The organism is Actinomadura sp. KC216 (genome assembly GCF_004348535.1).
In the GTDB taxonomy this organism is placed as follows: domain Bacteria; phylum Actinomycetota; class Actinomycetes; order Streptosporangiales; family Streptosporangiaceae; genus Spirillospora.
In genome coordinates, this window is sequence record NZ_SMJX01000033.1 from 19,599 (window position 1) to 43,247 (window position 23,649).

Consider the following 23,649-nt stretch of genomic DNA (forward strand, 5'->3'; position numbering starts at 1 on the left):
TCGCCACTGTCAAGGCGGCAAGGCTCAGAGACCGAGCAGCCCGGCGGCCGTCCCGCCCAGGACGTCGGCGCGCTGGGCGCCGGTCAGGCCGGGCGCCGCCGCCACCTTCGCGACCGCCTCGGGATCGCCGGTGGGGAAGGGGAAATCGCTGCCGAGCAGCACGTGGCCGCTCCCGGCGAAACCGACCAGCCACGACAGGGACGCCGCCGAGTGGGTGAGCGAGTCGTAGTAGAGGCGCCGCAGCGCCGTGCTCGGCGGGACGCGGTCGTCGGACCAGTCGGCCCGGAGCCGGGCGATCGCGTCGAGCCGTCCGGCCTGGTAGGGGAGGAACCCGCCCCCGTGGACGACGCACAGCCGCAGGCCGGGGAAGCGGTCGAAGACGCCCGCGAGGATCATCGCGGCGACGGCCGCCGTGGTCTGCGCCGGGTTGTCCACGATGTCGCCGAGCCGGTCGACGCCGTGCAGCCCCGCCGGGGACGCCGCTCGCCAAGGGTGGAGCAGCACCAGCGCGCCAGTATCGGACGCTGCCCTCCAGAGCAGGTCCCAGGCCGCGTCGTCCAGCCCCGGGCCAGGCCCGCCCGCCGCGAGTTCGCCGCCCGCGAAGCCGGGCCGGGCCGCCGCGCGCCTGAGCCGGGCCGCCGCCGACGCGGGGTCGTGCCGGTCGAGCAGGGACAGCGCGATCAGCCGGTCGGGCCGCATCGCCACGACCGCGGCCATGGCGTCGTCCAGGGCGTGCAGGAAGCCGGTCGCGGCGCCGGGGTCGAGCTCGTCCGGGCTCAGCTCCGGCCACGGCGAGACGACCTGGACGTCCACGCCGGCCCGGTCCATCTCCGCGATGCGGGAGCGCACGTCGGTGAGGGCATCGGCGACAGGGGCCGTGAGCCGCGCGCCGAACCGTATGCGCCGGTCATCGGTGAGGGCGGGCGACTCCGGGCCGGCGCCGCCGCGCTCCAGCTCGGCGAGCAGCGCGGCCGGGACGGCGTGCGCGTGGACGTCCACGACGCATCCGCCGTCCGGGGCCGGGTGAGGGCTTGAAGTGGTCATCACGCTGTGAGATGGTAGCCCAAATTTGAAAGCGCTTACAGGAGACGATGAGCATGCCGGATCGAAACGAGTCGGGCCCGCTGCACGGCCGGGTGGTGGCCGTCACCGGCGGCGGCCGCGGGCTGGGACGGTCGATCGCGCTGGCCGCCGCGGCCGCCGGCGCCGACGTCGCGATCGCCTACCGGGAGAGCGAGGCCGGGGCGAAGAGCGTCGCCGACGAGGCCCGCTCCCTCGGCGCCGAGGCGGACGTCCACCGCTGCGACGTGACCGACCGCGACCAGGTCTTCGCGTTCGTCGCGGCGGCCGAGCAGCGGTTCGGCCGCGTCGACGGCCTGGTCAACAACGCGGGCATCATGCCCGAGACCCCGTTCCTGGAGACGACCCCGCAGGAGTGGGACCGCGTCATCGCCACCGATCTGACCGCCGCGTTCCACGCCAGCCAGGCGGTGCTGCCCGGGATGCTGGAGCGCGGGTCGGGCAGCATCGTGAGCATCGCGTCCCGCCTCGGCCAGGTCGGCTGGCCGGGCGTCGCGCACTACGCCAGCGCCAAGGCCGGGCTGATCGCGCTCGCCAAGTCGATCTCCCGCGAGTTCGGGCAGCGCGGCGTCCGCGCGAACTGCGTGGCGCCCGGCGTCACCAACACCGACATGGGCCGGACGGTCATGGAGGGCGAGGTCGGCCGCAAGCGCATGGCCGAGCTGCCGCTGGGCCGGTTCGGCGAGCCCGAGGAGGTCGCCGACTGCGTGGTCTTCCTCCTGTCGGACGCGTCCGCGCTGCTCATCGGCCAGACCCTCAACCCGAACAGCGGGGGGCTGATGCCATGAGCCCGGCCATCGGGACCGTCGCGGACGCCCTCGCGCTCGTCCGCGACGGCGCCGCCGTCTGGGTCGGCGGCTCGGGCGCGGGGCACGGCGTGCCGCAGGCGTTCATCGACGCGCTCGCGGCGCGGTTCCGCGACACCGGCCACCCGCGCGACCTGACCACCGTCCGCGTCGTCGGCATCGGCGACTTCGCCGACCGGGGCTTCTCGCAGCTGGGCCTGCCCGGCCTCGCCCGCCGGACGATCGGCAGCAACATCGGCAACGAGCCCCGCCTCGGCGCACTGGTCGCGGACGGCGCACTGGAGGCGTACTCGCTACCCCAGGGCGTCCTCTCGGCGCTGTGCCGAGACATGGCCGCCGGACGCCCCGGCCACATCACCCACGTAGGACTCGGGACCTACGTGGACCCCCGGCAGACCGGCGGCAAGCAGAACCCGCGTACCACCGAGGATCTAGTCGAGGTAGTACGACTGGCAGGTCAGGAGTGGCTCCTCTACCGCGCGCTCCCCATCGACGTCGTCGTCCTGCGGGCCACCACGGCGGACGAGGACGGCAACCTCACCTTCGAGCACGAGCCGATCCTGGGCGACTCGCTCGCGCTGGCGATGGCCGCGCACAACAACGGCGGCAAGGTCGTCGTCCAGGTCGAACGGCTGGCGGCGCGCGGCTCCCTGCGCCCGGCGGACGTCCGCGTCCCCGGCGCCCTGGTCGACCTCGTCTATGTAGACGCCGTCCAACGCCAGACCTACGCGACGGCGTACTCCCCGTACTACTCGGGCGAGCTGCGCGCACCCCGTCCGGCGGCCGGGGAGGTCTCGCCGCTCGACGTCCGGAAGGTGATCGCGCGGCGGTCGCTCATGGAGTTCCGCCGCGGCGACATCTGCAACCTCGGCTTCGGCATCTCGCAGCAGATCGGCTCCGTCGCCGCCGAGGAGGGCATCGCGGACGCGCTGACCCTCACCGTCGAGCAGGGCATCTTCGGCGGGATACCGGCCTTCGGCGGCGACGGCGGCGCGGGCCACGGCTACCAGGCGCGCCTGGAACAGCCCTCGATGTTCGACTTCTACGATGGCGGCGGGCTCGACATCGCCAGCCTGTCGTTCGCGCAGGTCGACCGCTCCGGAAACGTGAACGTGCACGCGTTCGACGACCGTCCGCGCGGCCCCGGCGGTTTCATCAACATCAGCACCCGGACCAGGCGCCTCTGCTTCGTCGGCACGTTCACCGCGGGCGGTCTCCGCGTCGCCATCGAGGACGGCACGCTCACGATCCTGCGCGAGGGACAGCACCGCAAGTTCGTGGACGCGGTCACCGAGATCAGCTTCAACGGACGCCTGGCAGCAGAAAAGGGCCAGGAGGTCAGATACATCACCGAACGCGCCGTCTTCGAGCTGACCCCGGACGGCCTCGCGCTGATCGAGGTGGCCCCCGGCGTCGACGTGCAGAAAGACGTCCTGGCCCACATGGACATGGAGCCGTCCATCCCCGGCACACCCGCCCTCATGGACCCGCGGCTTTTCAGGTCCGCCCCCATGGGCCTGGCGGCCGACCTCACAACTCAGGAGGCGGCGACATGACCGATCTCGTGCATCTGATCCCGGGGGAGTGCGCGGAGATCGTCCTGGACAACCCGCCGATGAACGTCGTGTCGCGCGACCTGACCCGCCAGCTACGCGCTGCCCTCCACACCGTCGCGCGGGACTCCGACGTCAGAGCGGTCATCGTGCACGGCGCCGGGGGAAGGGCCTTCTGCGCCGGTTCCGACATCGCCGAGTTCCGTGACCTTCACAACCGCGTCGCCGAGGACAAGCTGCTCCTGGAACGCCTCGTCTACCGCCAGCTCGCCCAGCTCCCCGTCCCGACCATCGCCGCGATCGAGGGCCACGCGCTCGGCGGCGGCCTCGAACTGGCGCTGTGCTGCGACTTCCGGATCGCGACCCGCCGCTCCAAGCTCGGCATGCCCGAACTGAAACTCGGCGTGACCCCGGGCAGCGGCGGCACGCAACGACTCCCGAGGGTGATCGGCCTCGCCCGCGCCAAGGAGATGATCCTCCTAGGCGAGCCGGTCAACGCTGCCGAGGCCCTGGCGATCGGCCTGGTCACCCGAGTCGTGGACGACGGCCAGGCGGTGGACGCCGCCCGCAGCATGGCCGCGACCCTCGCCTCACGCGGCCCGGTGGCGATGCGCGTCGCAAAGAAGCTACTCGACCTATCTCTAGAGACCCCCTTGGAGGACGGCCTGGCCCATGAACTCGACGGCTCGGAAACCGTGTTCGCGACCGACGACGCCTTGGAAGGCGCAGCGGCCTTCCTGGCCAAACGCCCGGCCCGCTTCACGGGCAGATGACAGGAGAAGACCATGCGCACAGTCGCCCTCTTCGGCCGTCCCTTGCAGCGACGGCATTCGGCGGTGATGCACAACGCGGCGTTCGAGGCGGCAGGCGTGAACGCCCGCTACGAGCTGCGTGAGGTGGACGAGGACGGGCTCGCGGCCCAGATCGCCGAAGCGCGCCGCGACGAATGGATGGGTTTCCAGATCACCGCACCGTACAAACTGCTGGTGATGGACCTCCTGGACGAGATCGAGCCCGGCGCCCGAGCGATCGGCGCGGTCAACAGCGTCGCCGCCGCCCCCGACGGCCGCCTGATCGGCTTCAACACCGACGTCGTGGGCTTCATGGCAGGCGTCCGCGACTGCCTGGGCGAGGACGTCCAAGGACGATCCGTGGTCGTGGCGGGCTCGGGCGGAGTCGGCCACGCCGCCGTCTACGGCCTGGCCACCGCAGGCGCGGGGAGCCTCACCGTCCTGGACCTCGACGCAGACATGCCGCGCCGCCTCGCAGACGACCTGGGCGACGCCGCGACGATCGAGCCCCTCGCATTCGACGACCCACGCACCGGCGACCGCCTGGCGGAAGCCGACCTGTTCGTCAACGCGACATCCGTAGGCATGCTGACCCCAGGCCCGGTGATCGACGTGGACCTCCTTGATCCGTCCGCCGCCGTGTTCGACGTCGTGTACATCCCGGCTGAAACAGAGCTGGTGCGCCAGGCCCGCGCGCGCGGGATGCGGGCGTCCAACGGTGACGGGATGCTGGTAGCGCAGGCCGCCGCCGCGTGGTGCCGGTGGACGGGCCTGCCCGACCCGACCGAGACGATGCGCCGGGCCGTGGCCCCGCTCCTAGCCGAAGGAGATCCGCGCCCGTGACACAGCGAGTGGTGCTCGCACCAGACTCGTTCAAATCGACCATCACGGCAGCAAAGGCCGCCGAGGCGATGGCCGAGGGCTTCCGACACGTGCGCCCCGATATCGAGACGGAACTTCTACCCCAGGCGGACGGCGGCGAGGGCACGCTCGACACGGTTTTGGCCGCACGCCCGGACGCGTCCGTCCACACCACAACGGTGACCCTCCCGAACGGCCCCCACAAAGCGCGCTGGCTGACCCTCGACGACGGCACCGCGGTAGTAGAACTGGCCGAATGCTGCGGCCTACCGCTCGTCGGCACGGCCGACCCCGCAGGCGCCGACAGCGCCCCACTCGGCACCGTCCTCCGCGAGGCCCTCCATGCAGGCGCCCGAAGGATCGTCGTAGGGCTCGGCGGATCGGCCTCCACCGACGGCGGCTCGGGCTGCCTGCGCGAACTCGGCCTCCGCGCAATGGACCGGCGCGGCCGCGACGTCCCACCTGGAGCCACCGGCCTCACAACCGTGACCAGCATCGACACAACGCCCCTCCTGCCCCCGCCGCCAGACGGCGTCCTCCTCCTCTGCGACGTGGACGCCCCCCTTTACGGCCCACGCGGCGCCGCAGCCGTCTTCGCCCCTCAAAAGGGCGCCGACCCCGCACTGATACAGCTCCTAGACAAGGCCCTCCGCCGATGGGCGAACGTGATCGGCGGCGCCCCGGACGCTCCCGGCGCGGGCGCCGCAGGCGGCCTCGGATACGGCCTGTCAACCTGCTGGGGAGCGACGATGACGTCCGGCGCCCAATACCTCTCCGACCTGAGCCGCCTCCCGGACCGCATCCCCGGCGCCGCACTCGTCGTCACAGGCGAGGGCCGCCACGACGAGCAGTCCTACCAAGGCAAGATCACAGGCCACGTCATCGAGCTCGCCGAGCGCCACAACGTCCCCGCAGTCGTGATCGCCGGAACCGTCACAACCGCCCGCACCGGCGTGACGATGCTCAGCCTGACCGACCTGGCAGGCTCAGAACACGAAGCGATGCAAAACCCGGAACCCCACCTCCGCCACGCCGCCGAGCAACTCGCCGCCCGCCTCACGGCATGAAGGTCTTCACGAGCCCGCCGAAACGGTTCGCCAAGCGGCTTGGCCGCCGTCGGCCTCGCGGTGCGTGCCGGAACCGACCCGCGGGGGCGGCGGAAGCGAGATGCTGGTGCCCGCAGGGGCCGGACGATCCGTGAGGTGCGATGGTGGACACCGATGACCCGGACGACGACGGGGCCGTCGTCGTCAGCGGCCCGCTCGGGCCGCCGCGCCTGCTGCGGCCGGGCGATCGCCTGACCTTCGGCCGCGGCCCGGAGGTGGACCTCCCGCTCGGCCCGGACGACCGGTGGATGTCCAAGCGGGCGGGGGAGATCGCCGTGGACGGGGACGGCGTCCGTGTCGTCAACCTGAGCCGCAAGCACGCCCTGGTGATCCAGAGCGGGGACTATGAGCCGGGCGACCCGGCCCCGCCGCTGCGTGAACCCGTGACCCTGCGGCCGAGGCTGCCCGAAGACCCCGCCGAGGCGTGCGTGCTGACGGCGGGCAGCGCGCTCGTCGGCTCGGCGCTGATGCTCCGGGAGCTCCGGGCGGTCCACGTCCGGCTGCCCGGACCGGGACCCGCCGCCGACCCGGTCCTTCCCGGCGGGAGCGGCCGCAGGTCGAGCACGGTGGCGGGCATCACGATGAACCCGGAGACGCGCGAGTTCATGGTGGCGCTGCAACTGTGCGCGCCGTGGCTGCGGAACACCGCCCGCGTGGACCGGCTCCCGACCGAACCCGAGATCGGACCGCTGGCACTGGAGTCCGTGGGCGAGACCTATCTCGCCCGCCGGGCGCGCAACGACCCGGAGCTGCGCGACCGGCTCCAGAAGAAGGTCCACGACCATCTGAAGGCGCTGCGCAAGAAGCTGGTGGCGCGCACCCTGCTCCCCAAGGAGGGGACGCTCGGCAACACCGCGATCGCCTCCACCATCCTCCTCTACGACATTCTCGGCCACCGCCATCTCGCGTTGTTCGAGAACGCGTACTGGAAACAGGTCCAGGCGAACCAGTGGGCGCGATGCCTGGAGTAGAGCGCGCTACTCCCTGATCGGGGAGCAGCCGGGATCGCCGAGTTTCCCGATGCTGGAAAGCGTCCGCAAGGCGCGATCGAGCAGGAGGAACAATGATCCGGAGAGTACGGTTCCGCTGGGTGCGGGCCGCCGCCGGGGTCGTGGTGATCGACCTCGCCACCCGTCTCGGCCTCATCGCCGCGGCCGGCGCCATGGCGTTCGGCGCCGGCGACGCGGCCTTCCCCCTCGGCCACGGGTACTGGATCGTGGCGGCCCTGAGCGCGGTGCCGCGGGCGGGCGTCGTGATGCACGTCGGCCGCGGGGGCGAACAGGAGTGACGCGCCGCCCGGCGCCGCGCCGCGGCGCCGGGCAGCCGCCCGTCAGCGCCGGAGCCGCCGCAGGGTGAGCAGCGCCGCGGCGCAGCCCTGCCCGGCGAGGGCGAGCAGGCAGAGTATCCAGATGGACGCCGAGTGCCGCCACAGCAGGTCCGGTGCGCCGGTGCCGTGCCCGAGGTCGACGGTCGCCGCGAGCGCGGCGAAACCCCACCGCGCGGGCAGCAGCACCGCGGCCCCAGCGAGCACGGGCTCGTCGACCAGCGGCACCAGCCCGCCGGACAGCGCCATCTGTACCGCCGTCACCAGCGTGACGGCCGGCAACGCCCATTCGGCGCCGGGGACGTGCGCGGAGACCGCCATGCCGAGCAGCGCGCACACGACCGCGGTCACGGCCAGCCCGGCGGCGACCTCCACGGTCGGCAGGCCGAGCAGGACCGCGTCCGCCGGTCCCGGCCGCGCGGCGCGCAGCAGCAGCACGGCGAGCACCGCCTGGACGGCCGCCAGCCCGCCGAAGACCGCGGTCTTGGCCAGCAGGTACGCCTCGGGCAGCAGCCCGGCTGCCCGCTCGTGCCCGTAGAGCGTGCGTTCCCTCGCCAGGTCCCGCGCCGGGGGCAGCGCCGCGGCGGCCGCGACGCCGAGCACGAGCACGACGAGGACGCGGCGGGCGCCGCCGTCGGGAACGGCCAGCCCGGACGAGTCGGCGACGGCGACCCCGAGCAGCACGAGCAGCGGCACGACGAGGACCAGCAGCGCCGCCTCGGCCGGGTCGGCGATCAGCAGCCGGACCCGGCGCCGCGCGAGCACACCGGCGTCGCGCAGGACGCGGCGCCGGACGGCCGGATCTCGGACCACCGCCGCGGCGGGCGCGGGGGTTCGCTCCTCACGGGGGACCGTTTCCGGTGTGCCCGCGAGGCCGGACCTGGCGGCGGCGACCTGGGCCAGATCGTCGAACACGTCGGCCCAGGAGGTGGAGACGAACCGGCGGCGCAGCCCGGACGGCGGGCCGAGGTAGGCCTCGTACGCGCCGGGCGCCAGCACCAGCACCGAGTCGCACAGGTCGAGTTCGGACGGCTCCCTGGTGGTGATCATCACCTGCCGTCCGGCGTCGGCGAGGCGGCGCAGCAACCGCATCATCTCGCGCGCCCGCCCCGGGTCGAGGCCCGCGAGCGGCTCGTCCACCAGCAGCAGCGACGGGTCGGTGATCAGCTCGGCGGCGATGCCGAGGCGGCGGCGCCGGTCCTCGTCCAGGGCCGCCACCCGCCGCCCGGCGGCGTCGGCGAGCCCGGTCTCGGCGAGCACGCCGCGCACCGCCGCGGTCCGCTGGGCGGCGCCGATGTCGCGGGGCCGGCGCAGCTCCGCGGTGTAGGACAGCGCCTGCCCGACCGTCAGCCGCGGGTGGCCCGCGGGTTCGTGCGGCACGAGCCCGATCCTGGTGCGGACCTCGGCGTTGGCGTGCACGTCCTGGCTTTCGTAGCGGACGCGGCCCGCCGACGGGCGCAGCCGTCCGGCGAGCAGCCGCAGCAGCGTCGACTTGCCGCAGCCGGACGGGCCGACGACCGCCAGCAGCGATCCACCGGCCAGCCGCAGCGTCAGCGTGGGCGCGAGCGGCTCCCCGGCCGCCGCCGGCGCCACGGCGAGGCCGTCGGCCTCCAGCCCGGTGTCGGCGGTGCCGGGCAGGAAGTGCAGCCGGTCGGCGATCCGGACCAGCCGGGTCCGGCCGCAGGTCAGCACGTCCCCGTCCCGCAGCGCCGCGCGGGTCGCGCAGTCGCCGTTCACGAACGTGAGGTTGGCGCTGCCGAGGTCCTGGACGACGTGTCCCCGCGCCCCGAGAACGATCCGCGCGTGTTCGCGGGAGACGAGCGGATCGTCCAGCACGAGGGTGTTGCCCCGGCCGCGCCCGATCGTCAGGTACCGGCCCAGCGGCACCGGATCGGGGAGCGCGCCCGCACCGTGGCCGCCGGTGGCCCCGGGCAGGGCGGACACGGCGACGAGTTCGACGATGGGCCCGTCGAGCGGGTCGCCGACGCGGACGGCGAGCCCCGCGCCCACCGGCCGCGCGCTGAGCGCGGTCTCCTCGTGCCAGGTGCCGTTCGCGGTGTCCAGGTCGCGGAGCACCCAGCCGTCGTCGAACGCGAGCTCCAGGTGCCGGCGGGACACCCGGGCGTCATCGAGCACGATGTCGCATTCGGCGCCGCGGCCGACCAGTACCCGGTCGCCGGGACGGAACGCGCGGGCTATCCCGCCCGCGGTCACGGTAAGCCGGCCGGGCCCCGCGCCGGGCTCGCTCACCCGCCCGGCACCGGCGCGGTCGGGGACACGCTGGGCGGCGGCGTGTACCCGGCGGCGGCGACGAGCTGGGCGTCGCCGAGGACAAGGGTGCCGCCGTCGCACCGGGAAGCGTCGCCCTGGCTGAACGCCCAGCGGATGCTGAGCCGCAGGACGCCGCGGACGTCCACGTCCAGGTTCTTGGCCTTCCCGAGCGTCACCGTGATCGACTTCAGCTTGCGGGCGTCGCCGTAGAACTCCACGGTCACCTGCGTCTTGGCGGACGCCGAGTTGTCGTCGACGCCGGCGAGGCCCTCCAACCGCGTGTAGTGCTGCCCGAGGTCGTACTCGACGCCACCGGCCTCGTTGCCGCACGGCGACCCATCGACGCCGATCGCGTGCACTTGGACGTGCCCGGACAGCCGGTAGTTGGTGGCGTCGGTGCCGGTGCTGATCTCGTCACCGGAGCTGGGCTCGATGTCGGCGAGGTACTGGATCGCCTGCTTGGACGAGATGGTCAGCGCGATCGTGGCGGGCATGTCGGCGCCCGGCTGGGGCTCCTGGGCGAGGACCACGCCGTCCGGTGAGTTGGGCGGCGCCTGTTCCCGGCGGATCTGCACGCCGACCGTCGGCGGAAGAAGCGCCCTCGCCTGCTCCTCGGGCAGCCCCACGAGGGCGGGAACCAGGCCCGGACCGTAGGAGGGCCGGGCGCTGCTCTGCCCGGGGCTGGGCGCCGGAGAGAACTCCCCGCTCGGCGGCGGCGTGGCCGTGGTGGCGCCCTCCCGGCCCGGATCGCCGGACCGCGTCGCGGCGTACGCGCCGCCGGCCACCGCGCAGGCCACGACGAGGCATCCGGCGGTGAACACGATCGCGCGCCGGCGCCCGCGCCCGCGGCGCTTCCCGGCGCCGCCCGTGTCGCCCGCCGGGTCGCGGTGCGGGTTGCGGATGGACATCTCGGTCGCGGCGTCGCGCACGACGGGGACCGGTTCCGGCGGCTCGGTCAGGGTGGCGGCGGCGGGCAGCTGGTCCAGGTCGCGCGCCAGCGCCTCCAGCAGGATCGCCACCCGCCCCGCCGGTCCCGGCCTGGCCTCGGGGTCCTTGGCGAGCAGCGCCTCGATCAGTTCCCATACGGGATCCGGGACGCCCGGCGGACGGCCCGGCCTGCTGCCGCCGTGGTGCCTCAACATGACCAGGGTGGACTTGTCGGCGAACGGGGTGACGCCGCAGCACATCTCGTAGAGCATGATGCCGAGCGCGTACAGGTCGCTGGCGGGCGTCGGCGGCTGCCCGTCGGCGAGTTCGGGCGCGATGTAGGGCGCGGTGCCGACGAGCATGGTGGACTTGCTGCCGGTCTGCTCGGCGATGCGGGCGATGCCGAAGTCGGTCAGCCGGACGGCCGGCGGGCTCCGGCGGTCGTCGAGCAGGACGTTCTCCGGTTTCACGTCGCGGTGCACGACACCGGCGTCGTGGATCGCGGCGAGCGCGGAGGCGGTCTCGGCGGCGACCGTGCACGCGTCGGCGGGCCGCATCGCCCCGTGCGCGGCCAGCGGCTTGCGCAGGTCGGACCCGGTCACCAGGTCCATCGCGATCGCGAGCGTGTCGCCCTCGACGACGAGGTCGTGCACCCGCACCAGGTGGGGATGCGCGACGTCGGTGAGGATCGACCCTTCCTGCAGGAATCGGTTCACCGTCTCCCGGTCGCGGGCGAGGGTGTCGTGCAGGACCTTGAACGCCAGCTTCTCCCCTTCATGGGTGCGTCCGCGCCAGACCTCGCCCGTGGCGCCGCGGCCGAGGACCTCTTCAAGGACGTATTTGCTGCCCAGAGGGCGTTCCACTGCGGGCTCCTAGGTGATCACAGTCAGGAGAGCAAAGAATCGGGTCATTTTCTCACCACCCGGTTTCGGGGGAGGTGTGCTCCATTTCCTTGCTGATCGAATGGCCGACTGCGGTCATCAGAAGGATTATTAAATGCCCACTTTCTCGTATAAATCCGACAGTGCGGCGGAGAATCGTGCGGCGGTGTTCACAGGCCGGACGCCTCGTTCACGACCCGGTCACCGCGCACCCGCGAGCCGTGGAGGACCCCCGCTGCGTGGGCATCGACCGGCGCGGCGGGACCGACCGCCCGGAGAACGTCGGCAGACCTCAGGCGCCACCGGCACCGCCGCCCGACCAGGCCAGATCTCCTGGCCGGCCGTCCTACTCGGCGCGGGAACGGCTAGCGGCGGAACGAGTTTCCGGGCGCAGACGTTGGTGGACCGCGACAACGTCGAGGCGGTCTTGGTAGTGCCCAGCCCGGCCACCGTCGTGAGCGTCAGGATGGGGTGGTCATGGGCCGCCGGTCGTGGACTTTGGAACCGAGGAGGAGGGGCGGCGGGCGACGGAGGCGCGGCCGTACGTCCATGTCTGACCCGATGTGATCGGAATTGGCGGTGCGGCGCTGCTGGCCGTCGGCAGGCTCACTCCCCGCATGAGGACGCCCGATGTCACCAGTCTCGGGTGGCGACGAGTTCCTCTATATCGGCTTCGGAGAAGCCGTAAGTGGTGGCGATGAACCAGAACTCCTCTGCGATGAGGTCGCGGGCGACCGTCTCGATCTCGCTGTCGGCTTGAAAGAACTCCTCTTGCAGGTCGTTGAACTCCTCGGTCGCCGCATGGGTCAGCGGGTAGAGCGCCTCCAGGTCGCTCGGTGGATCGGTTTCGATCTGCTCGCACAACCTCAGCAGGATGGCTTTTCCCTTGTCGACGAGGTGATCAGGAAAGTATCCGTCGTCGTACATTCCCTTGAGGAAATCGTGCTCTAGCGCCTTCTGGTTGGTCAGTGGCATCACGGTCCTCCGCGCCTGTGGGTGGGGCTGAGGGCGCTGATCGTATTCGAGGCCACCGACACCGGCGTCCGGGCTTTAGGGGAGGGGGACGACGTGAGGGGCGATGCTGGTCAGCTTTTCGCAGGTCTCCTCGTATTCGCGTTCGGGGGTGGACGCGTCGACGATTCCGGCGCCCGCGCGGAGCCAGGCGCGGCCGTCGCGGTTGTAGAGGGCGCGGAGGACGAGGGCCGAGTCGAGCGCTCCGTCGTGGGAGACGGTGAGGACGGCGCCGGAGTACAGGCCGCGGTACTCGTCCAGGCGGGTGATCGCCTCGATCGCGGCGGGCTTCGGGATGCCGGACGCGGTGACGCCGGGGAACAGGGCGTCCAGGGCGTCCCATGAGGTGCGGCCGGGGGCGAGGACGCCGCTGACGGTGGAGCCGAGGTGCTGCACGCTGCCGCGCTCCTTCACCGTCATGAACCCGGTGACCTGGACCGTCGCCGGGTCGCACACCCGGTACAGCTCGCGCTGGGACGTGTGGACGGAGACGGCGTGCTCGTATATCTCCTTCGGGTCCGTCTCCAGGTCGTGGCGGCCGCGGGTGTCGGCGTCGGCGCCGAGGCCGAACGCGCGGGTGCCGGCGAGGGGCTGGGTCAGGACGCGTCCGGCGGCGTCCACGCTCACGAGGACCTCGGGGCTGAAGCCGGTGGCCTGGAAGCCGCCCATGTCGAGGAGGAACGAGCGCGCCGGGGTGTTCGCGCGGCGGCCCCGGACGAACGTCGAGACGATGTCGACGGGGTAGGGCACTTCTAGCCGCCGCGACACGATCACCTTCTGGTAGCGGCCGGCCTTGATCTCGGCGACGGCGTCGGCGACCTGCGCGCGGTACGGGCCGTCGCCGACCCGGACGTCCACCGGCGAGGGCGTCCCGGGGCCGGGGGAGTCCTCCCCGGTCTCGGTCAGCAGCAGCTTCGCGACCTGCTCCACCTCGTGCGCGTCGACGCCGGTGATACGGGCGCGGCCGTTCTCGGCGCGGACCTCGACGCGGGGGACGATCAGGTGCGCGAGCCGGCCCGTGGGGGAGGGCGTGGCGAACTCGAACGCGATCCAGCCGTAGGCGTTCCAGGCGGGGAGGGGGACGTCGGTGAACGTCTCGCGCAGCACGTCGGCCGGGCGTCCCTCCGTCCAGGTCCTGATGACCGGGGGGCGGCCGGGCCAGTGGGCGCGCACCCGGCCGGCGTCGAGGACGACCTCGCCGAGCAGGCCGCCGGCGAACGTCCACGATCCGGGTCTCTCGTAGACGACGTAGTCGTCGAACAGCCTCGATGCGGACAGCCGGGCCATCAGCGCGAGCGGGTCCGAGGTGTACTCGACGACCAGCTCGGCGGGGGTCGCGTCAGTGCGCAGAGCGAAGGACAAGGCAGCCAACTCCCTTTCGTGGGCCGGAACGGTCCCAAACTTAGGAAAGGCTAACCTTGCTTGAAAATGATAGGCAAGGCTAACCTAACCAACGCCGGGTGAAAGCCGACAACGGAGAGTTGAGCGTGCACGAGCAGACGACGACGGCACGACGACGCGAGCTGATGCGGCGGATGATGGCGGAGGCCGGGCTCGGCCCGGACACCGCCGGACTCGCCCCCCGCGGATCGGACGGGCCGGCGCCCCTGTCCTACGCGCAGCAGAGCATGTGGCTCCATCATCGGACGTTCCCGGACAGCCCCGCCTACAACGTCTGCCTGCTCATCCGCATGTCGGGGGCGCTGGATACGGAGGCGCTGCGGGAGGCCCTGCGCGGGCTGATCCGGCGGCACGCGGTCCTGCGCTCGGTGTACTCGGACGGGGACCACGGTCCCGTGCAGGTCGTCACCGATGACGACTCGCTGGAGCTGACGCCGGTCGCGTGCGCCGACCCCGACGCGCGGGCGGCGGAGCTCGCGGCCGTGCCGTTCGAGCTGGAGCGCGAGCGGCCGATCCGGCCCGAACTGCTGGAGCTGGACGGCGGCAATCAGCATGCCCTGGTCCTTGTCGTGCACCACATCGCGTGGGACGGCATGACGTGGGGCTCCCTGTCGCGCGACCTGTCGGCCCTCTACCGCGCGGCCGTGACGGGGGAGCCGGACGGGCTGCCGCCGCTGGACGTCCAGTACGCCGACTACGCCGCATGGGAGCAGCGGCGCCCCCTCGACGAGGACGCCCTCGCCTACTGGCGCGCGCGGCTCGACCCGCCGCCCGCGCCGCTCGACCTGCCCGCCGACCATGCGCGCGGCGCCGCCGTGTCCGAGCGCGGCGGGCGGCGGGCGCGGCGCTTCGACGACGCCGTGACCGAGGGGATGCGGAAGCTCGCCGCCGAGGAGAACCTCACCCCGTTCATGGTGATGATGGCCGGGTACGCCGTCCTGCTGCACCGGTACACCGGGGCCGTCGACGTGGCGATCGGGTCGGCGGTGATGAACCGGGAGCACGCGGAGGTCGAGCGGCTCGTCGGCAACTTCGGCAACACGCTGGTGATGCGGACCGACCTGTCCGGCGCGCCGACGTTCCGGGAGGCGCTGCACCGGGTCGGCCGGACGGTCACCGGCGGCTTCGCGCACCAGTCGCTGCCCTACGACCGCATCGTGCAGGAACTCCGTCCGGCGCGGGGACGCGGAAGGTCGGCGTTCTTCGACACCATGCTGCTGTTCCTCGCCCAGGAGATCGGTGAGCTGGACCTGCCCGGAGTCGTGTCGAGCTGGACGCACGTCCACAACGGCACCACGCACTTCGACCTGTCGCTGGAGGCGTTCGTCCGGCCGCAGGGCATGACGGTCGAGGCGACGTTCCGCCGCGAGCTGTTCGAGGACGAGCGCATCGACGCGCTGCTCGGGCACCTGGAGACGCTCCTCGCGGACGCGCTCGCCGATCCCGACCGCCCGATCGGCGCGCTCGAACTCATGGACGCGGGCGAGCGCGCCCTGATCGAACGCGCGAACGCGACCGGCCGGGATCTGCCGGACACCGACGTCGTCGCGCTGTTCGAGGAGCAGGCCGCGCGCACTCCGGATGCCACGGCCGTCGAGGCGGGTGACCGGTCCCTCACGTATGCCGAGTTGGACGGGCGCTCGTCGGTTCTCGCCGCGCACCTGCGGGCGCGGGGAGCCGGGCCGGAGAGCGTCGTCGCGCTGGCGCTGCCGCGCACGACCGATCTCGTGGTCGCGCTGCTCGGTGTCCTGAAGGCGGGCGCCGCCTACCTGCCGCTCGACCTCGACCATCCGGCCGACCGGCTCGCCTACATGCTGGACGACGCAGGGCCGCTCTGCGCCATCGTCACGGCCGAGACCGCGAACCTGCTTCCCGGCACCGCGAGCCTCCTCGTCCTGGACGGCGCGCTGGAAGACGTCCCGGCGGTGCCGTCCTACCGGGCGCGTCAGGACGACCTCGCCTACGTCATCTACACCTCCGGCTCGACCGGACGCCCCAAGGGCGTGGCCGTCCCGCACGGCGCGCTCACGAACTTCCTGCTGGCCACGCGCGCGCAGCTGAACCTCGGTCCCGCCGACCGGCTCGTCGCGGTCACGACCATCGCGTTCGACATCGCGGCGCTGGAGCTGTTCGCGCCGCTGACCAGCGGCGCGACCGTCGTGCTCGCCGGGCGGAAGGACGTCCGCGACCCGGCCGCGCTCGCCGTGCTGCTGGAGGACGCCACCGTCGTGCAGGGCACCCCGTCACTGCTCGGCACGCTCGACCCGGCCGCGCTGAAGGGGCTGCGGGTCCTCGTCGGCGGGGAGGCGCTGCCCGCCGACCTCGCCGAATCCCTGGAGGCGTCCGCGTCGCTCGCGACCAACATGTACGGGCCGACAGAGGCGACGATCTGGGCGACGTCCGCGGACCTGCCCGCGTCCGGCATCGGCGGGCCGTTCTGGAACACGCGGGCGTACGTGCTGGACGCGGCGCTGCGTCCCGTCCCGCCGGGCGTTCCCGGCGAGCTGTACCTGGCGGGCGCACAGCTCGCCCGCGGCTACGTCGGCCGCCCCGACCTGACCGCGGAGCGGTTCGTCGCCGACCCGTCCGGCCCGCCCGGGTCCCGCATGTACCGGACGGGAGACCTCGCGCGGCGCGCCCGCGACGGGTCGATCGAGTACCTGGGCCGCACCGACGACCAGGTGAAGATCCGCGGGTTCCGGATCGAGCCCGCGGAGGCGCAGGCGGTGCTCGCGGCCCGGCCGGGCATCGCGCAGGCCGCCGTCGTCGTCCGCGACGACCGGCTCATCGGGTACTACGTGCCCGACGGCGCCGTCGACGAGGCCGCGCTGCGTGACGCGCTCGCCCGGGCGCTGCCCGAGTACATGGTGCCGTCCGCGCTCGTCGCCCTGGACGCGCTGCCCCGGACCGTCAACGGCAAGCTCGACCGCGCCGCGCTCCCCGCCCCCGAGGCCGACGTCTCCGGACGGGCACCGCGCGACGCCCGCGAGGCCGCGCTCTTCGCGATCTTCGCCGAGCTGCTCGGCGTCGACGGGATCGGCATCGACGACGACTTCTTCGCGCTCGGCGGGCATTCGCTGCTGGCCACGCGCGTGGCGGCCAAGGCCCGCGCCGTCCTCGGCGGGTCGCTGTCCATCGCGGACGTGTTCGAGGCGCCGACCGTGGCCGCGCTCGCGCCGCGGCTGGTCACGGCGGAGACGGTCCGCGTCCGCGACGTCGAGCGGCCGGAGGTCGTCCCGGCGTCGGCGGCGCAGCGGGGGCTGTGGCTGGAGGAGCGTTTGCGGGGCCCGTCCGCCTCGTACGCGCTGCCGCTCGGCCTCCGGCTCCGCGGCCCGCTGGACGAGGCCGCGCTGGACGCCGCGCTCGCCGACGTCGTCGCCCGCCACGAGGCGCTGCGCACGCTGCTCGTCGAGGGGCCGGACGGGCTGCCCGTCCAGCGGGTCCTGGAACCGGACGTCCCCGTGCACCTCGCCATCGCGGCCAGCGAGGGGGAGGCCACCCGGCACGTCTTCGACATCGGCCGCGACCTTCCGATCCGCGGCAGCCTCATCCGGAACGGCGACGAGGACTGGTCGCTGATCCTGCTCCTGCACCACGCCGCCGCCGACGAGTGGTCGTTCACTCCGCTGCTCGCCGACCTGGCGCGCGCCTACGAGGCCCGGCGGGACGGGCGCGCGCCCGAGTGGGAACCGCTGCCCGTCCAGTACGCCGACTACGCGGCCTGGCAGCGCGACGGCGCGCCCGACGCCTCCGCGCAGCTCGACTACTGGGAGGAGGCCCTCGCCGGGCTGCCGGAGGAGACCGTCCTGCCGTTCGACCGGCCGCGCCCGGCGGAGGCGAGCCACCGCGGCGGGCTCGTCCCGTTCCGGCTCCCGGCCGCCGGGGCGCGGCGGCTCGCCCGCGACACCGGGACCAGCGTGTTCATGGTGCTGCACGCCGCCGTCGCCGCGCTGCTCCAGCGGTCCGGCGCGGGCGACGACGTCGCCGTCGGGTCGCCCATCGCGGGACGCGCCGACGAGGACCTCGCCGACCTGGTCGGCGTGTTCGTCAACCCGCTCGTGCTGCGCACCGACCTGTCCGGCGACCCGACGTTCGCCGAGCTGCTCGACCGGGTCCGCGCCGCCGACCTCGCCGCGTTCTCGCACGCCGACGTCCCGTTCGAGCGGGTCGTGGACCGGCTCGCCCCCGAGCGGTCCCTGGCCCGCAGCCCGCTGTTCCAGGTGATGATCGTCCACCAGCGGCTGGACGACGTGCGCCTCGCGCTGCCGGGCGTGCGCGCGGAGCCGTTCCTCCCGGAGACCGGCGGCGTCAAGTTCGACCTCGACGTGTACTTCGCCGAAGGCGACGAGGAGATCGAAGGGTTCGCCGCGTACGCGACCGACCTCTTCGACGCCGCGACCATCGAGCGGCTCCTCGACGGGCTCGACGACCTCCTCGCCCAGGTCACCGCCGACCCGCAGCGGAAACTGTCGTCCCTTGGCACACCTGTCGAGCACCCTGACACGGCACGCGAACTCCCCGTGCGGACCGTCGCCGCGCTCGTCGAGGAGCAGGCCGCGCGGACGCCCGCCGCGCCCGCCGTGGTCTTCGGCGACACCGTCCTGACCTACGCCGACCTCGACCGCCGCGCGGAGGCGCTCGCCGACCGGCTCGCCGCCGCCGGGGCCGGGCCCGAGGAGGTCGTGGCGCTGGCGCTGCCGCGCTCGGCGGAGTTCGCGGTCGCGCTGCTCGCCGTCCTGAAGGCGGGCGCCGCGTACCTGCCGATCGACCTGGCGTACCCGCCCGCCCGCGTGGAGGCGATGCTGGACGCCGTCCGGCCGCTCCTCGTCCTCGGCCGGGACGAGCCGCCCGTGGACGCGCCGCCCCGCCAACGGCCCGGCCTCCACCCGGACCACCCGTCGTACGTCATCTTCACGTCCGGGTCGACCGGGACGCCGAAGGCCGTCGCCGGGACGCAGCGCGCCCTCTCCAACCGGCTCGCCTGGGGCGCCGATCTCGCCGAGCCCGGCGGCGTCCGCGTCGCGAAGAGCTCGCCCGCGTTCATCGACGGCACGACCGAGCTGCTCGGCGGCCTCGTCGCCGGGGACACGGTCGTCATCGCCGACGACGCGACCGCAACCGACGCCGTCGCGCTCGCCGAGCTCATCGAACGGCACGATGCGCGGCTCGTCACGCTCGTCCCGAGCCTGCTGGCCGCGCTGGTCGAGAACGGGCTGCCGGCCTCGGTGACCACCTGGGTCAGCAGCGGCGAGGCGCTGCCCGCGGCGCTCGCCGAGCGCGTCCCCGCCCGGCTCGTCAACCTGTACGGATGCTCGGAGGCGGCGGGCGACAGCCTCATCGACGTGGGCGGCGGGCTGGTCCCCATCGCCAACACCCGCGCGCACGTCCTGGACTCCGCGCTCCGCGAGGTCCCGGTCGGCGAGCTGTACCTGGCGGGCGACGGGCTCGCCCGCGGCTACCTCGGCGACCCGGCCCGCACCGCCGAGCGGTTCGTCGCGGACCCGTTCGGGCCGCCCGGCTCCCGCCTCTACCGGACCGGCGACCGCGTGCGGCGCCGCCCGGACGGCGGGCTCGACTTCCTCGGCCGCGCCGACGAGCAGGTGAAGATCCGCGGCTTCCGGATCGAGCCGGGCGAGGTCGAGGCCGCGCTCGCCGCGCAGCCCGGGGTCCGGCGGGCCGCCGTCGCCGCGCACGGGTCGCGGCTCGTCGGCTACGTGACCGGCGACGTCGACGTCGACGACCTGAGCGAACGGCTCCGCGCGCTGCTGCCCGACTACCTCGTCCCGGCCGAGCTGGTCGTGCTGGACGAGCTGCCCCTCAACCCGAACGGCAAGGTCGACCGGCGGGCGCTGCCCGAGCCGGGACGGCCCGCCGCCGGACGGGCGCCCGCCACGGAGCCGGAACGCGTCCTCGCCCGGCTCGCCGCGACCGTCCTCGGACGCGACGCCGTGGGCGCCGACGACGACTTCTTCCGCACCGGCGGCGACAGCATCAGCGCGGCGCTCCTCGTCGCCCGCGCCCGCCGTGCCGGGCTGTCCCTCACCGTCCGCGACGTGTTCAGGCTGCGGACCGTCGAGGCCCTCGCCCGGGCCGCCGCCCCCGCCGTCGCCGCGCCCGCGCACGCCGCGGAGCAGGCCGGGGAGCTGCCGCTCTCGCCGCTCCAGGAAGGGCTGCTGTTCCACCTGATGATGGCCGGGGAAGGCCACGACATCTACGTGCAGCAGGCCGTGGTGGCGCTGTCCGGGCCGGTCGACCCGGCGCGGATGGCGGACGCGGCGCGCGCCGTCCTGGAGAAGTACCCCAACCTGCGGGCCGGGTTCCGGACGGACGGCGACCGCACCGTCCAGTTCGTCCCGGAGGACTTCGACACCCCCTGGACGCACGCCCGCGTCGCCCCGGACGACCTCGACGCGTTCATCGACGCGCAGCGCGCCGAGCCGTTCGACCCGGGCGAGCCGCCGCTGATCCGCTTCGCGCTCGCCACCCTCGCGGGTGACGACCACCGGCTGATCCTGACCTCCGAGCTGATCCTGCTGGACGCCTGGTCCGGCGGCCTCCTCGTCGCCGCGCTGCTCGACTCCTACACCGACCCCGCCGCCGCGGCCGCCCGCCCCGTCCCGTCGTTCCGCACGTTCCTGGACTGGGTGAACGGCCGCGACACCGAAGCCGCGGTGGCGGCGTGGCGGCGCGCTCTCGGCGGGTTCGACGAGCCGGTGCTCGTCCGCCCCGACCTGGTCGACCGGCCCGCGGAGCGCGCCGCGGCGGCGGAGCTGCACCGCGCGCTGCCGCCGGGGATCGCCGAGCGGCTGGACGCCGTCGCCCACGACCGCGGCGTCACGCCCGGCACCCTGTTCAAGGCGGCGTGGGGCCTGGTCCTGATGGGCCTCACCGGACGCGACGACGTCGTCTTCGGCGAGTCGGTGTCCGGCCGCCACCCCGACGTGGACGGCGTCGAGGCGATGGTCGGCCTGCTGTTCAACACCGTTCCCGTCCGCGTCCAGGCCGGGCCGGACGAGGCGCTGGCGACCGTGCTCGACCGCGTCCAGGCCGCACAGCTGGACCTGTTCGACCACTCCTTCGTCGCGCTCAGCGAGATCCAGCGCGCCACCGGCCTCGGCACGCTCTTCGACACGCTGTTCGTCTTCCAGAACTTCCCGAGCATGCCGACCGGCCGCGACTTCGGCCCGGACGGCGCCCTGCGCGTCCTCGGGCGCGAGATCCGCGACGCCGCCCACTACCCCCTCACCATGGTGGTCGAGCCGGGCGCCGGGCTGCGCGTGATGTACCGGGGCGACGCGTTCACCCGCGCCGAGGCCGAGCGCATCACCGACCGGTACGTGCAGGTCTTGCGGACGCTCGCGGAAGCACCGGAAACGCCTTGCCGGCGCCTCGACCTGCTCCTCCCCGACGAGCATGACCGCCTGCGGCGCGACCGGGAGCAGACGACCCATCCCGTCCCGGAGGAGACGGTGGCCGAGCTGCTCGCCGCGCGCGCGGCGGAACGGCCCGACGAGCTCGCCCTGGTCTCCCTGCCGGACGTCCGGCTCACCTACGGCGAGCTCGACGCCGAGATCAACCGGCTCGCGCGGCTGCTGCTCGCGCACGGCGCGGGCCCGGAACGGATCGTCGCGCTGGCGCTGCCGCGGTCCGCGCAGATGGTCGTCGCGCTGTTCGCCGTCCTGCGCACGGGCGCCGCCTACCTGCCCCTCGAACTCGACTATCCGGCCGACCGGCTCGACGTCATGCTCGACGACGCCGCGCCCACGTGCCTCGTCTCGCACCGCGACATCGCCGCGGGCCTGACGCACTCCGGCACGACCCTCGCGCTGGACGACCCCGGCGTCGCGCGCACGCTCGCCGGCCTGCCCGGCACCGGCCTCACCCCGGACGAGCTGCCCGGCTTCGCGCCCGGGACCCCGGGCCGCCTCGACCACCCCGCCTACGTCATCTACACCTCGGGCTCCACCGGGCGTCCCAAGGGCGTGGTCACCCCGTACCGCGGCCTGACGAACATGCAGTTCAACCACCGCGCCAACATCTTCGACCCGGTCGTGGAGTCCGCGGGACGCCGCCTGCGGATCGCGCACACCGTCTCGTTCTCCTTCGACATGTCGTGGGAGGAGCTGCTCTGGCTCATCGAGGGCCACGAGGTGCACGTCTGCGACGAGGACCTGCGCCGCGACGCCGAGGCGCTCACCGCCTACCTGGCCGAGCACCGCGTCGACGTCATCAACGTGACCCCCACCTACGCCCAGCAGCTCCTGGACGAGGGACTCTTGGACGGTGCGGGGGGTGTGGGGGGTCGTCCCCCCACAGGGGAACAGGCCGGCGAGCACCGGCCGCCGCTCGTCCTGCTCGGCGGCGAGGCCGTCCCCGCCTCGGTGTGGGACCGGCTCGCGCAGGCCGACGGCGTCCTCGGCTACAACCTGTACGGGCCGACCGAGTACACGATCAACGCGCTCGGCGGCGGCACCACCGACAGCGCCACCCCGACCGTCGGGAAGCCGATCTGGAACACCCGCGCCCACGTCCTGGACGGCGCGCTGCGGCCCGTCCCGCCCGGCGCGCCCGGCGAGCTGTACCTCGCGGGCGCGGGGCTGGCCCGCGGCTACCTCGGCCGCCCCGACCTCACCGCCGAGCGGTTCGTCGCCGACCCGTCAGGACCGCCGGGCGCCCGCATGTACCGGACGGGCGACCTCGTCCGGGTCCGCGCGGACGGGAACATCGACTTCCTCGGCCGCACCGACGACCAGGTCAAGATCCGCGGCTACCGGGTCGAGCCCGCGGAGATCGAGAACGCCCTCGCCGCCGAGCCCGGCGTCGGGCAGGCCGCGGTCGTCGCCGCCGACACCGACGTGCCCGGTGTCAAGCGCCTGATCGGCTACATCGTCCCGGACGGGACGCGCGAGGGCGCGGTGGACGAGCAGCTCGCCGAGTGGCGGCAGATCTACGACGCCGAGTACACCGAGATCGACACCGTCGTCCACGCCGAGGAGTTCGCCGGCTGGAACAGCAGCTACGACGGCGCGCCGATCCCGCTGGCCGACATGCGCGAATGGCGCGCGACGACGCTCGACCGCATCCGCGGGCTCCGCCCCCGCCGCGTCCTGGAGATCGGCGTCGGCGCGGGCCTCATCCTCACCCGCATCGCCCCCGAGGTCGAGGAGTTCTGGGGCACCGACTTCTCCGCGCCCGTCATCGCCAAACTGCGGCACGACCTCGGGAGCGACTCGCCGGTGCGGCTGAGCTGCCAGCCCGCGCACGACACCACCGGCCTGCCCGAGGACCACTTCGACACCATCGTGATCAACTCGGTGACGCAGCACTTCCCGGGACCCGCCTACCTCCAGGACGTCGTCGCCAAGGCGATGCGGCTGCTCGCGCCCGGCGGGGCGCTGTTCATCGGCGACGTCCGCGACCTGCGGACGGTGGCCTGCCTGCACGCGGCGGTCCAGCTCGGCCGCGGCGGCGACCTGAAGGCGGTGGAACGTGCCGTCCGCATGGAGAAGGAGATGCTGCTCGACCCCGCGTTCTTCACCGCCCTGGACGCGACGGCGCGGGTGGACGTCCTGTCCAAGCGCGGCACCAAGCACAACGAGCTGACCCGGCACCGGTACGACGTCGTCCTGTGGAAGGA

13 protein-coding genes are annotated in these 23,649 nt (G+C 73.7%); 8 read left to right on the forward strand and 5 right to left on the reverse strand.

The features are described 5' to 3' along the window. Window positions 1-24 precede the first annotated feature (24 nt). A complete protein-coding gene (locus E1264_RS08495) occupies window positions 25-1,044 on the reverse strand; it encodes an amidohydrolase family protein (protein WP_243710823.1) in 1,020 nt (339 codons plus the stop codon). Window positions 1,045-1,097: 53 nt separating this feature from the next. On the opposite strand from E1264_RS08495, the gene fabG reads away from it, so the two are divergent. The 7 genes from fabG (at window position 1,098) to E1264_RS08530 (ending at window position 7,485) form a co-directional block, all read left to right on the forward strand. Further along, window positions 1,098-1,868, forward strand: coding sequence for a 3-oxoacyl-ACP reductase FabG (fabG, locus tag E1264_RS08500; RefSeq protein WP_165964074.1), 771 nt, complete (start codon window positions 1,098-1,100; stop codon window positions 1,866-1,868). Further along, window positions 1,865-3,442, forward strand: coding sequence for a CoA-transferase (locus E1264_RS08505; protein WP_132171348.1), 1,578 nt, complete (start codon window positions 1,865-1,867; stop codon window positions 3,440-3,442). The genes fabG and E1264_RS08505 overlap by 4 nt, the downstream gene beginning before the upstream one ends. After that, window positions 3,439-4,212 (forward strand): enoyl-CoA hydratase-related protein, encoded by a 774-nt coding sequence (locus E1264_RS08510; protein WP_132171350.1) that lies wholly within the window; start codon window positions 3,439-3,441, stop codon window positions 4,210-4,212. Before E1264_RS08505 ends, E1264_RS08510 begins: the two co-directional genes overlap by 4 nt. A 12-nt stretch (window positions 4,213-4,224) precedes the next feature. Beyond that, the gene (locus E1264_RS08515) at window positions 4,225-5,073 is read left to right on the forward strand and encodes a shikimate dehydrogenase (protein ID WP_132171352.1); all 849 of its coding nucleotides are present in this window, start codon (window positions 4,225-4,227) and stop codon (window positions 5,071-5,073) included. Then, window positions 5,070-6,158, forward strand: coding sequence for a glycerate kinase (locus tag E1264_RS08520; protein WP_132171354.1), 1,089 nt, complete (start codon window positions 5,070-5,072; stop codon window positions 6,156-6,158). Before E1264_RS08515 ends, E1264_RS08520 begins: the two co-directional genes overlap by 4 nt. A gap of 140 nt (window positions 6,159-6,298) precedes the next feature. Beyond that, window positions 6,299-7,168 carry an FHA domain-containing protein gene (locus E1264_RS08525; protein ID WP_132171356.1) on the forward strand — a complete coding sequence of 290 codons (870 nt, stop codon included), beginning with the start codon at window positions 6,299-6,301 and terminating at the stop codon, window positions 7,166-7,168. 92 nt (window positions 7,169-7,260) lie between these two features. Continuing rightward, window positions 7,261-7,485 carry a hypothetical protein gene (locus E1264_RS08530; protein WP_132171358.1) on the forward strand — a complete coding sequence of 75 codons (225 nt, stop codon included), beginning with the start codon at window positions 7,261-7,263 and terminating at the stop codon, window positions 7,483-7,485. Window positions 7,486-7,527: 42 nt separating this feature from the next. Here the strand turns inward: E1264_RS08530 and E1264_RS08535 are convergent, their stop codons facing one another. The 4 genes from E1264_RS08535 to E1264_RS08550 form a co-directional block, all read right to left on the reverse strand. Then, complete coding sequence (locus E1264_RS08535; protein WP_165964075.1) at window positions 7,528-9,771, reverse strand: FHA domain-containing protein; 2,244 nt, start codon at window positions 9,769-9,771, stop codon at window positions 7,528-7,530. Further along, complete coding sequence (locus tag E1264_RS08540; RefSeq protein ID WP_132171362.1) at window positions 9,768-11,582, reverse strand: protein kinase; 1,815 nt, start codon at window positions 11,580-11,582, stop codon at window positions 9,768-9,770. Before E1264_RS08540 ends, E1264_RS08535 begins: the two co-directional genes overlap by 4 nt. Window positions 11,583-12,233: 651 nt before the next feature. Continuing rightward, window positions 12,234-12,575: a DUF5713 family protein gene (locus tag E1264_RS08545; protein ID WP_132171364.1), complete on the reverse strand. Its 342-nt coding sequence runs from the start codon at window positions 12,573-12,575 to the stop codon at window positions 12,234-12,236. Window positions 12,576-12,650: 75 nt separating this feature from the next. Further along, window positions 12,651-13,973 (reverse strand): salicylate synthase, encoded by a 1,323-nt coding sequence (locus E1264_RS08550; RefSeq protein WP_243710822.1) that lies wholly within the window; start codon window positions 13,971-13,973, stop codon window positions 12,651-12,653. A 125-nt stretch (window positions 13,974-14,098) separates the two neighbouring features. Between E1264_RS08550 and E1264_RS08555 the strand changes: the two genes are divergently transcribed. Next, the coding region (locus E1264_RS08555) for a non-ribosomal peptide synthetase (protein WP_132171366.1) at window positions 14,099-23,649 on the forward strand (9,551 nt) is incomplete at its 3' end.

Coding starts and splice junctions, on each gene's coding strand:
- E1264_RS08545 (WP_132171364.1), bottom strand. CDS start 12,575: ATGCCACTGACCAACCAGAAGGCGCTAGAGCACGATTTCCTCAAGGGA.
- fabG (WP_165964074.1), top strand. CDS start 1,098: ATGCCGGATCGAAACGAGTCGGGCCCGCTGCACGGCCGGGTGGTGGCC.
- E1264_RS08515 (WP_132171352.1), top strand. CDS start 4,225: ATGCGCACAGTCGCCCTCTTCGGCCGTCCCTTGCAGCGACGGCATTCG.
- E1264_RS08530 (WP_132171358.1), top strand. CDS start 7,261: ATGATCCGGAGAGTACGGTTCCGCTGGGTGCGGGCCGCCGCCGGGGTC.
- E1264_RS08495 (WP_243710823.1), bottom strand. CDS start 1,044: ATGACCACTTCAAGCCCTCACCCGGCCCCGGACGGCGGATGCGTCGTG.
- E1264_RS08525 (WP_132171356.1), top strand. CDS start 6,299: ATGGTGGACACCGATGACCCGGACGACGACGGGGCCGTCGTCGTCAGC.
- E1264_RS08510 (WP_132171350.1), top strand. CDS start 3,439: ATGACCGATCTCGTGCATCTGATCCCGGGGGAGTGCGCGGAGATCGTC.
- E1264_RS08505 (WP_132171348.1), top strand. CDS start 1,865: ATGAGCCCGGCCATCGGGACCGTCGCGGACGCCCTCGCGCTCGTCCGC.